Raw genomic sequence first — 12,271 nt, 5'->3', positions numbered from 1 at the left:
ACAATCCAATTCCCCCAAGGGCCTCAATCCGGCGCGGGGGGCTGGCCTATAGTCACCGCGCTGCCGCAGTACGACCCGCTCCCCCTCCTGCCACCCGTGGAGATTTCCATGTCCAAGATCCTCGTCCTCTACTACTCCGCCTACGGCCATATCGAGAAGATGGCCGAAGCCGTCGCCGAAGGCGCGCGTTCCACCGGCGCCACCGTCGACATCAAGCGCGTGCCCGAACTGGTGCCCGAAGACGTCGCCAAGGCTTCGCACTACAAGCTCGATCAGGCCGCGCCGATCGCCAAGATCGACGACCTCGCCAACTACGACGCGATCATCGTCGGCACCGGTACCCGCTTCGGCCGGATGGCCTCGCAGATGGCCAACTTCCTGGACCAGGCCGGCGGCCTGTGGGCCAAGGGCGCGCTCAACGGCAAGGTCGGCGGCGCCTTCACCTCCACCGCCACCCAGCATGGCGGGCAGGAAATGACCCTGTTCTCGATCCTGACCAACCTGCTGCATTTCGGCCTGGTCACGGTCGGCCTGCCCTACAGTTTCCAGGGCCAGATGCGCCTGGACGAAGTCACCGGCACCAGCCCGTACGGCGCGTCCACCATCACCGGCGGCGATGGCTCTCGCCAGCCCAGCGACAACGAGCTGGAAGGCGCGCGCTTCCAGGGCCGCCATATCGCGGAAGTGGCGAACAAGCTGTTCGGCTGATGACGCCGGCGCCCCCCTCTTCCGCCCGCGGGAGAGGGGGTGCGGACACCGTGGAATGGACGGCACGGTTATCGTCCGTCACTCAGTACCGATACGGACGCAGGCTTCGCCCACGGTCGCTTCGCTTCAGTGGCTTTCGACCGGATAGGGTCCATCCGCGAAGGATTCGGCGTGGTAACCCTTGGCGCCGATGCGTTCAGCCAACGGGCTCAATACCGTGCCTCCCGACCGGAGACGCGCCAGCACGTCGGCGAAATCATGCCGCGGCCGCCAACCCAGTTCCTCGCGCGCCCGCGCGTTGACGTAGACGCGATCGATGCCGGCCGGCAGATGCCAGCCGCGCCGCGCGTATTCCGGTTCGAATCCCGGCACGCGATCGCGCAGCACGCCCGCCATGTCGGCACGCAACCGCGCCATGTCCGCCTGCGCGAAGGGCGTGGTGGCGCTGACGATGTAGCGGCCGAAGCCCAGCATGGGCGCACGTTCGATCGCGCGCAGGTGCGCGTCCACCACGTCCTCGATGTCCACCCGCCGGTACAGGAATTCGTTGGCTTTCAGGTTGGCGTCGCTGAAGCTTTCCCGCGCCCGCCGATCGTCGTCTTCCTCGGCGAAGAAGCGTGACGTGCGCAGGACGATGCACGGCAGCTTCTGGTTACGCTGGAACAGCTGGCACAGATCCTCGGCGGCGGCCTTGGTGACGCCGTAGATGTTCTTCGGTTCCGGCCGCACGTCCTCGGTGATCCAGGCCGCCGGCTCGCCCGGCGGCGGCACCAGCGCATCGCCGAACACGCTGGTGGTGCTGGTGTAGACGAACGCGCGCACCCCGCCGGCCACCGCTTCCTCCAGCAGATTGAGCGTGCCGGTCAGGTTGGTGTCGATGAATTCCTGCCGCGAATGGGTCGCCACGTGCGGCTTGTGCAGGGTGGCGGGGTGCAACACCACGTCCACGCCCGCCATCGCCTCGCGCACGAAGGCGCGATCGGCGATCGTGCCGACCCGGTGCGTGTGCGCGCCAGGCAGCAGATCGACGCCCACCACCGCGTGCCCGCGCGCCTGCAATGTGGAGACCAGGGCTTCGCCCAGATGCCCCGAGCTGCCCGTCACCAGGACCTTGCCGTACATGCTTCATGTTCCTGCCGTGTCGCCGGGGATCCTACAACGCGTTGCGTCGGGAACCGATAGCGGCAGGAGCGGCGTAAGCCGCGACCGGTGGTTCCGGACTTACGGTATCGCGACTGACGTCGCTCCCACAGGGTGGGGATTTCCTGTGGGAGCGGCGTGAGCCGCGATGGGTGGCTCGGATTTACGGTTGCGACTTATGTCGCTCCTACAGGGATGGGGTTATCACACACCCCACAGGCGGCGTGCCTCCTCGGCCACCAGATCCGGGAACTCTTCCGGCCAGAACAGTTTGGCGCCATCGATCCGGCGCACGCCGCGCGAATCGCCAAACACCCCGGCCAGGTAGTCCGGGCTTGCCTTGGAAAAGATGTCGTCGCCGGTGCCCCACAGGATGCGGGTGGGGTAACGGCCCTGCTTCAACGCGGCTTCCACGCCGGCCAGCACATTGCTGTCCAGGCCGATCGCATAGGCGTGGGTGCGCGCGGCGTTGTCGACCAGCGGGCGCAGGTACATGTCGATGGCCTCGTCGCTGGGATTGTGCGGATGGGTGAAGGTCATGCCCCCCAGGCCCTGCGGCGAGCGCGCCAGCGCGTGGTCCGCCTGCCAGGGGGCCAGCCATTCGCTGACGAACCGCCCTTCGCGCGCCAGGTCGATGACGGGCTTCAGCGCCGGCGGCGGGCAGTCGATCTCCGCGTCGCAGTTGGTCAGCAGCAGGCTGCGCACGCGGGCCGGATGCGCCACCGCGAACAACTGCGCCACCGCGCCGCCACTGTCGTTGGCGACCAGATCCACGTTTTCCACGCCCAGCCGATCCAGCAGGTCCGCCAGCATCCGCACCTGATCCGCCGGCGTCACGCCCTGGCCTTCGGCCACTTCGGTGTATCCCAATCCCAGCATGTCCGGCGCGATGCAGCGGCGGTGCGCGGACAACCGTTCCAGCGCGCCGCGCCACTGGAAACCATTGAGCGGGAAGCCATGCAGGAACAACGCCGCGGGACCGCCGCCGCGCTCGACGTGGGCGATGCGCCCGAACGCCGTACGCGTCCACTGGCGCGCGGCGTTCCAGGCCGCCGCGTCCAGGGTGTCCGCACCGGCCGCGACGGAACCGCCCGATGCCGCCGCCCACGTCCGCCCCGCACCGCCGGCCCAGGCCACCGCCGCCATGCCCAGTCCCAGCTTCAATATGTCTCTGCGCTGCATTTCCGTTCTCCGTAATCCGCGTTGGGTGGCGGCAGGATGGGCGTCCCGGCATCCACGCTCAATTACCTCGGAGGTCATGGCGGCGATGACCGGGCGGCCGCTATGCTCGGCGCCATGATCAACGCCATCGCTTCCGTCCCGGGTCCGGGTCCGCTGCTGCGCGAATGGCGCGCGGCGCGTCGTTTCAGCCAGCTCGATCTGGCGTTGGCCGCGGACATCTCCGCGCGCCATCTCAGCTATGTGGAAACCGGCAAGTCGCAGCCCAGCCGCGAGATGGTGGTGCGACTGGCCGACGCGCTGGCGTTGCCGCTGCGCGAACGCAATGCCCTGCTCCAGGCCGCCGGCTACGTCGCGCAATACCCGGAAACACCGCTGGACGCGCCCGAACTCGCGCGCATCCAGCGCGCCATCGACTTCATCATCGCCCAGCAGGAACCGTATCCCGCCTTCGTCCTGGACCGGCACTGGAACATCCTGCGCGCCAATGCCGCCGCCCTGCGGGTCAACGGCTTCCTGCTGGCCGGGCGTGCCAGTCCGCACGCCAACATGCTGCGGCACGTATTCGATCCGAACGACCTGCGCGCCGCGCTGGTCAACTGGGAGGAAGTCGCCGGCGATCTCGTCCATCACCTGCACGCCGAGATCGCCGCGCATCCTTCCGATCCGGTTCCGCGCCGCTTGCTGGAGGAAATCCTGGCCCATCCCGGCGTGCCGCAGCGCTGGCGCCAGCGCGATCCGGGACAGCGGACCTCGCCGCTGCTGACCACGATCTTCGAGCGCGATGGCCGGCGCCTGCAGTTCTTCTCCAGCATCACGGTGTTCGCCGCGCCTCGCGACGTCACCCTGGACGAACTGCGCATCGAATGCTGCTTTCCCATGGACGACGCCACCGCCGCGTTCTGCCGGCGCCTGGCCGACGAGGCGGCACCGGGCTGAAGGCATTGGCCGTGACCGGCGTCCAAATCCGTAGCCATGTCTGGGACTAAGCTGTCCCGCGCATACGGTTCCCCCGCCGACAGGAGTTCACGATGGCCAAGATGGAAGCGCCCTACTACCCGATCATCTACGTCCGCGGCTACGCGATGACCCGCGGCGAAATCGACGAGACCACCGCGGACCCGTTCTGCGGATTCAACCTGGGCTCCACCGTGTATCGCGCGGTCTCGGATCCCTCGCGCAAACCGCGCAAGTACGTGTTCGAATCGCCGATCGTGCGGTTGATGTCCGAATTCGGCTATTCGGACGTGTACGAGGACGGGCGCGACATCCTGGATCCGGAATGGGAAACCGATGCGGAGGGCCAGCCCACCCGCAACCGGCTCGGCAGCCGCTCCATCATCATCCATCGCTACTACGACAACGCGTCGGGCCTGTTCGGCACCGGCAACACGCCGAAGATAGAGACGTTCGCGCGCGAGCTTGGCGATCTGATCGTCAAGACCCGCGACCTCATCTGCGGCAATCCCGACAACGGGGTGAGTCCGGCCAATTTCCGCTGCTATCTGGTCGCCCATTCGATGGGCGGGCTGGTCTGCCGCGCATTCCTGCAGAACCCGGTTCTGGATCCCAAGCAGGCGCGCAAGTACGTGGACAAACTGTTCACCTACGCGACTCCGCACAATGGCATCGACGTGGCCGGGGTCAACGTGCCGCAGTGGTTGTCCGCCTTCGACATCAACAATTTCGACCGCGACAAGCGGATGCCGGAATACCTGGACCTCAAGACGGCATTCAAGCAGCACAAGCGCGTGGACCTGCTGCCCGAGGATCGCTTCCCGTCGCGGCGGGTATTCTGCATGGTCGGCACCAACCGGATGGACTACGCCACCGCCGCCGGCCTGTCGCGCACCTTCGTCGGACACGGCAGCGATGGGCTGGTGCTGATCAAGAACGCGACCCTGCGCGGGCTGAATGCGGACGGCTCCATCGGCGCGTATTGCGCCAAGGCGTTCGCCTACCGCGCGCACTCGGGCTTTTTCGGCATCGTCAACAGCGAGGAGGCGTTCCAGAACCTCGCCCGCTTCCTGTTCGGCGACGTGCGCGTGGACGTGTGGCTGGACGTGGACGAGATACGCCTGCCCGAACCGGTGCAGAAGGCCGCCGACCAGGGCCGCCAGATCGACGCGCTGTACCAGGTCGAAGCGCTGGCGGCGCCACGCGGCAAGCTGTGGTACCTGACCCGGCGCATGTCGGAGGAGGACTCGGTGTCGTGCTTCTCGCACGCCGAATGGAAGCAGCAGAAGTCGCACTACCTGTCCAGCGTGTTCCTCGCCAACCGTGCCCGGGTCAATCCGGATCGCCGCTCGCTGTCCTACAGCATGACCCTGGGTGTGCGGGTGCCTGACTACGAGATTGAGCGCAAGCTGTGGATCAACGAGCACTACGAGGGCGGCTACCTGTTCCGCAATTCGTTGATCCTGGATCTGACCCCGCCATTGCAGGCTGGCGGCAAGTGGAAGATCAGCTATGCCTGGCAGGACGCCGGCGTGGCGGCGGCGCATACCGAAATCGACGCGAAGAAGATCAGCGGCGAGGAAGTCGAGATCGCCATTCCCTTCGACAGCCATACGGTCGCCGCCGACGGCAGCCGCCGGCCCAGCGTGCCGGGCATCCGCGGCAAGGTGCGGCTGCGGATTTCGGCTTGGGAGTGAGGCAATATGGTCCACGCGCACTGGCTCCCGGCGCCACACGACACAAGGAAGATCGCATGAACATCTGCAAGCAGGAGCACCGTTACGACGAACGCTTCGAATCGTTGCCCTCGACCAGGGTGGGCCGGGGCGCCATCGTTGCGCAGGCTGTGCCTATCAATTGGGTTATGACGCGGGCAAGCGCGGCGACCCAAGATTCCAGCTGGATCTGGATTCGTTGCCCGAAAGCCAGGCGGGCAGCGTGCGCCATCGTGATCCGGAGGCGGCGTTCCAGTTGGGTCTCCATCTGGGCGCGTTGGCGGCGCGAGGCGCTTAGGACGGGTTTCGATTGACGGAATTACCGGGATTTGGTTGGAGTCGAGCGCGCGGTCGCGACTTACGTCGCTCCCACAAGGATGGTTGGACGCAGGCACCACCGCGCCGGAATTTCCGTTTGCCTGGCCGTGACGCCAAACAAAGCCGTTCAAATTGCCGATGCTGACGGTGGGTGTATGGGAAAACGGGGTGATGAAGGAGGAATACCTCTACTGGGACAACCAGGCGCTGATGAAGCAGATCGGCCTGGCCCAGTAGCGCCCACGGAGCAACGGTGGGCGGACGCCGCTTACCTCGCTCCCGCGAGGGGCGTGGCGCCGGACGCGGCTTCCGCCATCACCGGTTCCGTGGCGTTGCGGCCCTCGGCCATCCAGGCGAAAAGGGCTTCGAACACCGGGCGCAGGCGGCGCGCGGGCTCGGCGATTGCGTATTCCACGCGCGGCGGTACTTCGGGATAGATGGTGCGGCTGATCAGCCCGTCGCTTTCCAGCTCGCGCAACTGCTGGGTCAGCATGTGCTGGGTGACGCCCGGAATCGCGCGACGCAGTTCGTTGAAGCGATGCATCCTGTGGCTGAGCAGCCAAAGGATCTCCAGCTTCCATTTTCCGCCGATCGATTGCATCGCGGCACGAATCTGGTCATGCCGTGGAGCCACTTCCTCGTAGCTGCCTTCGCAGGGTTCGGTATGGTTTTGCATACTAGGTATTGAAAAGCATCCTTCTTGAAGGAAGCGCGATACGCCAATAGTTTCATGCGCCCCACACGAGCAATCGCGCATGAACATCCTGCACATCGATTCCAGCATCCAGGGCGATCAGTCGGTCACCCGTTCGCTTTCGGCCGCCATCGTAACCCACCTGCGCAAGCACCAGCCGCACGCGCAGGTGACCTACCGCGACGTCGCCGCCGCGCCCTTGCCGCAATTCTCGACGGACGCATTCGTTGCCGATCCCGCACCGGCGTCGACTGGCGAACTGGCCGTCGCGCTGGAGGAGGTGCTGGCGGCCGACGTCATCGTCATCGGCGCGCCGATGTACAACTTCGGCGTGCCCAGCCAGCTCAAGTCGTGGCTCGACGCGCTGGCCATCCCGGGCCGGACCTTTCGCTACAGCGAACAGGGCGTGGAAGGATTGCTCGGCGAAAAACGGGTCATCGTCGCGTCGGCGCGCGGCGGCTTCTATGGCCCCGAAAGCCCGATGGCCGCGCTGGAACACCAGGAAAGTCACCTGCGCGCGTTTTTCGGTTTCCTCGGCGTGACCCGCCTGGACGTGGTCAGCGCGGAAGGGGTGCGCATCAGTCCCGAGCGCGCCGATGTGGCGATGCGCCAGGCGATGGCGCAGGTCGAACAGTTGCAAGCGGCGTAAGGGCGAAGTGGTCGCGCGCCGCGGGACGCGGCGCGTGGCTACGGCCTGGGAGGATGGCGCACCACGAGCCTCGCGGCCGCCTCGGTCTCGGGTCCGAGCATCGGCGCCGCGATCGCCGCCGCGCTGGCGACGCGCGGCAATCGAGCCGGAGTGGCACCAGCGGGTTGACGTGCGGGGATCGGAATCGCATCAGGCGAATTGGACGACATGGCCTGTCCGGGCGCTCCGGCACGCTCGTGCGCGGCATCCCGTCCCAGCGAATAGGCGCTGGCCCAGAGGCACAACATGCCGGCCAGCAGCAGCATGTGGCGTGTCGCGCTTTTCATCCTGTTTCTCCGGGCCGGCGCGCGGGTCGACCGTGCAGCGCAGGTTGCCCCATTCCGGGTGAGGATCCGGTCAAATCCCGGATTCATTGCAGCGCGTTCATTGCGGCGCGCCCGCTCCGGCGCTAGCGTGGCGGTCCCTCCTCGGTCCGACTCCGCCATGCGCCTGTTCATGTACCTGCTGATGGTGGCCTGCCTGGTCCCTGCGTCGGGCGTCCTGGCGCAAACGTCGCCGCCGCGCGAGGAACTGGCCGCCGGATCGCGATACCTGGTGTACGAAACCGGCACTGCCGGACCCGCCGATGCGCTGCCGCTGATCGTCGCCCTTCATTATTCCGGCGCCCATCCGGAGGTGCTGGTCGACGCCTTCACCGGCCTGCAGGTGCCGGCGCGGGTGGTGCTGCCGGAAGGCCCGCACCCGCGTCCACAGGGAAAGTCATGGTTCCCGCAGGGGTATGGCCAGCGTCCCGACATCGAACAGGCGGCGCTGACACGCGAAAGCGAACGCCGGTTGCTTGAGGTCATCGGCGCGGTGGAAGCGCGGTATCCGGGAAGCGGCAAGGCGATCGTCACCGGCGTTTCCTATGGCGGCGATCTGGCGTTCCTGCTGGCACTGGATCATCCCGCTCAGTTCCGTGCGGCGTTCCCGGTGGCGGCGCGGTTGTTGCCGGAGTGGCTGCCCGCGCGTCCGGCGTGCGCGGCGGACTGCCCGTCGCTGCATGCGCTGCACGGGGAAGACGACGCCACGGTGCCGATCGGCCCGACCCGGGCGGGGGTGGAGACCTTGCGCGAGCGCGGTTTCGATGCCGCGCTCACCCCGTATCCCGGCATCGCCCATGATTTCAGCGCGGACATGCAGGCGGACCTGCGCGCGCGCATCGAGGCATTGCTGCGCTCACCCTGATCCGTCGCACCTGCTCGGCAGCAACCGGCCATCGGATACCTGCGCGCGCCATCGCCATCTCCGACGTCGTCTTGAAACAATGCTGTTCCGGCTTGAAGAAATCGTGAAGCGGCGCGCCACGCGCCGATGCTATAAGACGAATCCACGCCATCTCGGGAACTTCGTCCATGGATACCAACGAACTCCACCGCGGTCGCCTGATCGATCACCTGCAACTGGTGGTGCGCGATCTGGAGGCCAGCCGCCGTTTCTATCAAGCCGTCTTCGATGCCTTGCAGATTCCGATGAGCGGCAGCGGCGACGATTATTTCTGGGCCGACGAACTGTTCGTGTCCACCGCCAGCAGCGAGGCCGCGCAGGGCGAACTCACCGGCCGCCATCACCTGGCGTTCCAGGCGCAGGACCGCGCGATGGTGGAGGCCTTCCATCGCGCCGCGCTCGCCAACGGCGGTCGCGACAACGGCCCGCCCGGCGAACGCGCCTATCACCCGGGCTACTACGGCGCGTTCGCGCTGGATCCGGACGGCAACAACATCGAGGCGGTCTATCACGGCGAGGCCAAGCGCAGCGCATCGTCGGTAAAAGTCACTTTCTAGCCGCGCGGTCACGCTTCCCCGGGAGGCACTTGCGCAACACATAAGTAATCGCTAATGTGTTGCGCATGGTCGAAAACGACATCTTCAAGGCCCTGGCCGATCCCACCCGCCGCGCGATCTTCGAGAAGCTGGCGGCGGGACGGATGAACGCCAGCGCCCTGCGCACGGGCCTGGACATCAGCCAGCCGGCGATGTCCCAGCACCTGGCCGTGCTGCGCGGCGCGGGACTGGTGCGCGAGGAACGCGAGGGCCGGTTCGTGAATTACGAAGTCGATCCGGACGGCCTGGCGCTCATCGCGCGCTGGCTGGCGAAGTACCGCGCCTACTGGCCTGCCCGGATCGACGCCCTGAAGGCGCTGTTGAAGGACATGGACCAATGAACGACTCCGCGATCGAAACGCAGGCCGACGATGGCGATCTGGTGCTCGAATACGATCTGGACGCGCCACCGGCCCAGGTCTGGCGCGCCATCAGCATCCCGGAATTCCGCGAACAGTGGCTGCCCGACGGCGCCTTGGCCGACGCCACGCCGGTATCCACCGTGGGCGGCGAGGAAATCCGCTATCGGGTGCGCGATGACGAACCACCCTTCCTCGAAAGCGTCGTGACCTTCCGGATACGTCCCAACGAAGGCGGCGGCAGCACGCTGCGGATCATCCATGCGCCGCCGGATCCGCGGCTGACCTCCGCCGTGCCGGCCGCCAACGACGACGCCCCCCTCCTCATGCGCGCAGCCTGATACCGCGCGCCCCTCGCCACTTTCTGGAAACCGGGAGTTCGCGCATGCGCGAAACGATGCAACTCGTCCCCATGGTGCTCGAACAATCGAGCCGGGGGGAACGTTCCTTCGATATCTATTCGCGGTTGCTGCGCGAACGGATCATCTTCCTCAACGGCGAGGTCAACGACACCGTCTCGGCGCTGGTGTGCGCGCAGTTGCTGTTCCTGGAGGCGGAGAATCCGGACAAGCCCATCCATCTCTACATCAATTCACCTGGCGGATTGATCACTGCCGGCCTGGCGATGTACGACACCATGCAATACATCAAGGCGCCGGTGCACACGCTGTGCATGGGAACCGCCCGTTCGATGGGTTCGTTCCTGCTGATGGCGGGCGAACCGGGCGAGCGCAAGGCGCTGGCCAATGCCAGCCTGCACGTGCACCAGCCGCTGGGCGGTTTCCAGGGGCAGGCCTCGGACATCTTCATCCACGCCGAGGAAATGCGGAAAACCAAGGAGCGCGTCATCCGCCTGTACGCCGAGCATTGCGGACGCAGTTGCGCGGAAGTCGAACGAACGCTCGATCGCGATCACTACATGAGCGCGGAGGAAGCCAGGGAGTGGGGCCTGATCGATCACGTGCTCAAGCACCGCGAAGCCAAGGCGGCCTGACCGCCGCGCCGGTTCAGGCGCGCAGCACGCCTTCCACGTGATCGCCGAACGCCGCGTGCAGCGCGTCCGGATCGCCGCCCAACGCGCCGCGCATGCGCTCCTCGTCGATCGGGCGCACCACCCACTGGTAGCGCCCGCTGCGCCAGCCGTTGCGCTGGTACTCGGCGACGGCGACGTAGTAGTTCGGTCCCGGACCCACGCAGTACCAGAACGCCGCCAGCGGTGCGTGGTCGCTGTGCCGCGAAACCTCATGGGTCACCCGCTTGACCACGGTGATTTCATCCACCCGCAAGGTACCGGTCCCGGCTGGAAACCGCAGTCCCTCGAAGGAGCGTTGCAGCAGGCGATCGCCCACCCGGCTGTGCTGGACATGCAGCATCACCACGGCTGCGAAAATCAGGACGGAAGCCAGGAACGCGTAGACCATGGCAAATGGACCGGAATGCGTGGAAAGGCCGCGGCTATCTTAGCTTGGTCCCGCCCAGCAGGGGCGGCGTGCCCCGGGCGCATGAAGATCTGTCCTGGACGCGCACAGGTTGTGAAACACGCCTCGTTTTCGCGGGGAAACGCCACCTATGGTCTCCATGCCACACGGGTGGCCAACGTCAAATGGAGTTTGCACATGAAAACCCGCAACCTGCTTGCCCTGTCTTCCTTGCTGCTTCTGGTGGCCAGCTTTCCGGCCATCAGCGGGCGCCAGTACGCAAGTCATACCACGTATTTTGACGAGAACGGCAGCGTCGTCGGCTGGGAGGTCATTCCCTGCCAAGGCCCACCGACGACCTGGGGCGTGGTCACCAACAACTATCATGAGGATCTGTTCGAATGCTCATGAAGATTCCTGCACTTCGCTGAAGTGTCTCCCGACGGGACCTCATCAGGTCCCGTCGTCGTTGGGGGAACCCGTGCGCAGCTTGCGCTATCGCCCTACAGTTCGGGGGGCGGCGGGTTCTGCTCGGCTTGGCCGGGATGCACCCAGACCCGGATCGCCTCGGTACCCGCATCCATCGGCTTGGGACACTTGCCGTCCCCGGCGCCGGTGAAACCGCCGGACGGACTGCAGATCTCCTTGCCACGCGCATCGAGCAGCGGGTTGAACTGATCGCAGCAGGGCGACACCAGGTAGAACGCCGGCGATCCCTGATGGGTGATCCGCCAGATCGAACCGGGCGCGCCGCTTGCGGGCAGTCGTTCGTAGTCGGCGATTCTCGCGCGCAGCCAATCCGGCAGCGGTGCCTGTCCCGTACTCGCCGTCGTGGCCGCGCTCGTGGTGTTTCCGCTGTTTCCGCTGTTTCCGCTGTTTCCGCTGTTTCCGCTGCCCGCATCCGCGCCGCTGTCCGCGGGCGCATGCGTGCAGGCGGCCAGGGCGGCCGATAGCAGCAAGCATGCGGTGATCCGGAAGCGCGTCGCGCGCCGCGGCGATGTCATGGTCCAGCCACACGATCACGGAAGGAGGACACAGCCTACCAGTCCTCCCGGCGGGCCGGTGTCGTGATCCGGCCCGCCACATTTCGCATGCCTCGCGACCCGGCATCAGGACGCGTCGCCAGGACACGTCGCCAAGGTCCGGTCAGAACCCGGCATTGACCTCCAGCTGGAAGACGTCGATGGACAGCGGGGCGCCGCTGACTTCCTTGGCGGCCATCCAGCGGCCGGTCAGCCAGACCTTGCGGTCGAAGGCGTAGGAGGCGCCCAG

The 12,271-nt window shown here is 66.5% G+C and carries 18 protein-coding genes; 11 read left to right on the top strand and 7 right to left on the bottom strand.

What is annotated here, in order from left to right; translation table 11 throughout:
• The first annotated feature begins 108 nt into the window (after positions 1 to 108).
• Positions 109 to 708, top strand: coding sequence for an NAD(P)H:quinone oxidoreductase (wrbA, locus tag IB228_RS00095; protein ID WP_192197245.1), 600 nt, complete (start codon positions 109 to 111; stop codon positions 706 to 708).
• 126 nt (positions 709 to 834) lie between these two features.
• Here wrbA and IB228_RS00090 read toward each other — a convergent pair whose 3' ends face one another.
• Entirely contained in the window at positions 835 to 1,830 is a 996-nt protein-coding gene (locus IB228_RS00090) for an NAD(P)-dependent oxidoreductase (RefSeq protein ID WP_192197244.1), read from the bottom strand.
• Positions 1,831 to 2,052: 222 nt separating this feature from the next.
• Positions 2,053 to 3,030: an alpha/beta hydrolase gene (locus IB228_RS00085; RefSeq protein WP_192197243.1), complete on the bottom strand. Its 978-nt coding sequence runs from the start codon at positions 3,028 to 3,030 to the stop codon at positions 2,053 to 2,055.
• Between the two features lie 114 nt (positions 3,031 to 3,144).
• Here IB228_RS00085 and IB228_RS00080 point away from each other — a divergent pair, with 114 nt between their 5' ends.
• From IB228_RS00080 to IB228_RS00070, 3 genes are all read left to right on the top strand, one after another.
• A complete protein-coding gene (locus tag IB228_RS00080) occupies positions 3,145 to 3,966 on the top strand; it encodes a helix-turn-helix transcriptional regulator (RefSeq protein WP_225562169.1) in 822 nt (273 codons plus the stop codon).
• A gap of 92 nt (positions 3,967 to 4,058) precedes the next feature.
• Positions 4,059 to 5,681: a hypothetical protein gene (locus IB228_RS00075; protein WP_183644599.1), complete on the top strand. Its 1,623-nt coding sequence runs from the start codon at positions 4,059 to 4,061 to the stop codon at positions 5,679 to 5,681.
• A 56-nt stretch (positions 5,682 to 5,737) separates the two neighbouring features.
• A complete protein-coding gene (locus tag IB228_RS00070; protein WP_225562168.1) occupies positions 5,738 to 6,013 on the top strand; it encodes a hypothetical protein in 276 nt (91 codons plus the stop codon).
• A gap of 272 nt (positions 6,014 to 6,285) precedes the next feature.
• On the opposite strand, the gene IB228_RS00060 is transcribed toward IB228_RS00070, so the two are convergent.
• The gene (locus IB228_RS00060) at positions 6,286 to 6,693 is read right to left on the bottom strand and encodes a helix-turn-helix domain-containing protein (protein WP_183644605.1); all 408 of its coding nucleotides are present in this window, start codon (positions 6,691 to 6,693) and stop codon (positions 6,286 to 6,288) included.
• Between the two features lie 79 nt (positions 6,694 to 6,772).
• On the opposite strand from IB228_RS00060, the gene IB228_RS00055 reads away from it, so the two are divergent.
• Positions 6,773 to 7,360: an NAD(P)H-dependent oxidoreductase gene (locus tag IB228_RS00055; protein ID WP_192197241.1), complete on the top strand. Its 588-nt coding sequence runs from the start codon at positions 6,773 to 6,775 to the stop codon at positions 7,358 to 7,360.
• Positions 7,361 to 7,398: 38 nt separating this feature from the next.
• Here the strand turns inward: IB228_RS00055 and IB228_RS00050 are convergent, their stop codons facing one another.
• Positions 7,399 to 7,665: a hypothetical protein gene (locus IB228_RS00050; RefSeq protein WP_183644611.1), complete on the bottom strand. Its 267-nt coding sequence runs from the start codon at positions 7,663 to 7,665 to the stop codon at positions 7,399 to 7,401.
• A 178-nt stretch (positions 7,666 to 7,843) separates the two neighbouring features.
• On the opposite strand from IB228_RS00050, the gene IB228_RS00045 reads away from it, so the two are divergent.
• The 5 genes from IB228_RS00045 (at position 7,844) to IB228_RS00025 (ending at position 10,575) form a co-directional block, all read left to right on the top strand.
• A complete protein-coding gene (locus IB228_RS00045; RefSeq protein WP_192197240.1) occupies positions 7,844 to 8,587 on the top strand; it encodes a dienelactone hydrolase family protein in 744 nt (247 codons plus the stop codon).
• Positions 8,588 to 8,754: 167 nt separating this feature from the next.
• Complete coding sequence (locus tag IB228_RS00040) at positions 8,755 to 9,183, top strand: VOC family protein (RefSeq protein WP_192197239.1); 429 nt, start codon at positions 8,755 to 8,757, stop codon at positions 9,181 to 9,183.
• A 65-nt stretch (positions 9,184 to 9,248) separates the two neighbouring features.
• Positions 9,249 to 9,563 carry a metalloregulator ArsR/SmtB family transcription factor gene (locus IB228_RS00035; protein WP_183644623.1) on the top strand — a complete coding sequence of 105 codons (315 nt, stop codon included), beginning with the start codon at positions 9,249 to 9,251 and terminating at the stop codon, positions 9,561 to 9,563.
• Complete coding sequence (locus IB228_RS00030) at positions 9,560 to 9,922, top strand: SRPBCC domain-containing protein (protein ID WP_192197238.1); 363 nt, start codon at positions 9,560 to 9,562, stop codon at positions 9,920 to 9,922. The genes IB228_RS00035 and IB228_RS00030 overlap by 4 nt, the downstream gene beginning before the upstream one ends.
• A 44-nt stretch (positions 9,923 to 9,966) precedes the next feature.
• A complete protein-coding gene (locus tag IB228_RS00025) occupies positions 9,967 to 10,575 on the top strand; it encodes an ATP-dependent Clp protease proteolytic subunit (protein WP_192197237.1) in 609 nt (202 codons plus the stop codon).
• 13 nt (positions 10,576 to 10,588) lie between these two features.
• Here the strand turns inward: IB228_RS00025 and IB228_RS00020 are convergent, their stop codons facing one another.
• Positions 10,589 to 11,002, bottom strand: coding sequence for a hypothetical protein (locus tag IB228_RS00020; RefSeq protein ID WP_183644633.1), 414 nt, complete (start codon positions 11,000 to 11,002; stop codon positions 10,589 to 10,591).
• A gap of 195 nt (positions 11,003 to 11,197) precedes the next feature.
• On the opposite strand from IB228_RS00020, the gene IB228_RS00015 reads away from it, so the two are divergent.
• Positions 11,198 to 11,410: a DUF6289 family protein gene (locus IB228_RS00015; protein WP_183644636.1), complete on the top strand. Its 213-nt coding sequence runs from the start codon at positions 11,198 to 11,200 to the stop codon at positions 11,408 to 11,410.
• Between the two features lie 92 nt (positions 11,411 to 11,502).
• Here the strand turns inward: IB228_RS00015 and IB228_RS00010 are convergent, their stop codons facing one another.
• Positions 11,503 to 11,958: a hypothetical protein gene (locus IB228_RS00010; RefSeq protein WP_192197236.1), complete on the bottom strand. Its 456-nt coding sequence runs from the start codon at positions 11,956 to 11,958 to the stop codon at positions 11,503 to 11,505.
• A 187-nt stretch (positions 11,959 to 12,145) separates the two neighbouring features.
• Positions 12,146 to 12,271, bottom strand: coding sequence for a putative porin (locus IB228_RS00005; protein ID WP_225562230.1), 126 nt, complete (start codon positions 12,269 to 12,271; stop codon positions 12,146 to 12,148).

Source organism: Pseudoxanthomonas sp. PXM04 (assembly GCF_014851695.1).
GTDB classification, from domain to species: Bacteria; Pseudomonadota; Gammaproteobacteria; order Xanthomonadales; family Xanthomonadaceae; genus Pseudoxanthomonas_A; species Pseudoxanthomonas_A beigongshangi.
Note: the sequence above shows the minus strand (reverse complement) of the source record. Positions and strands in the feature narration are given on the sequence as shown.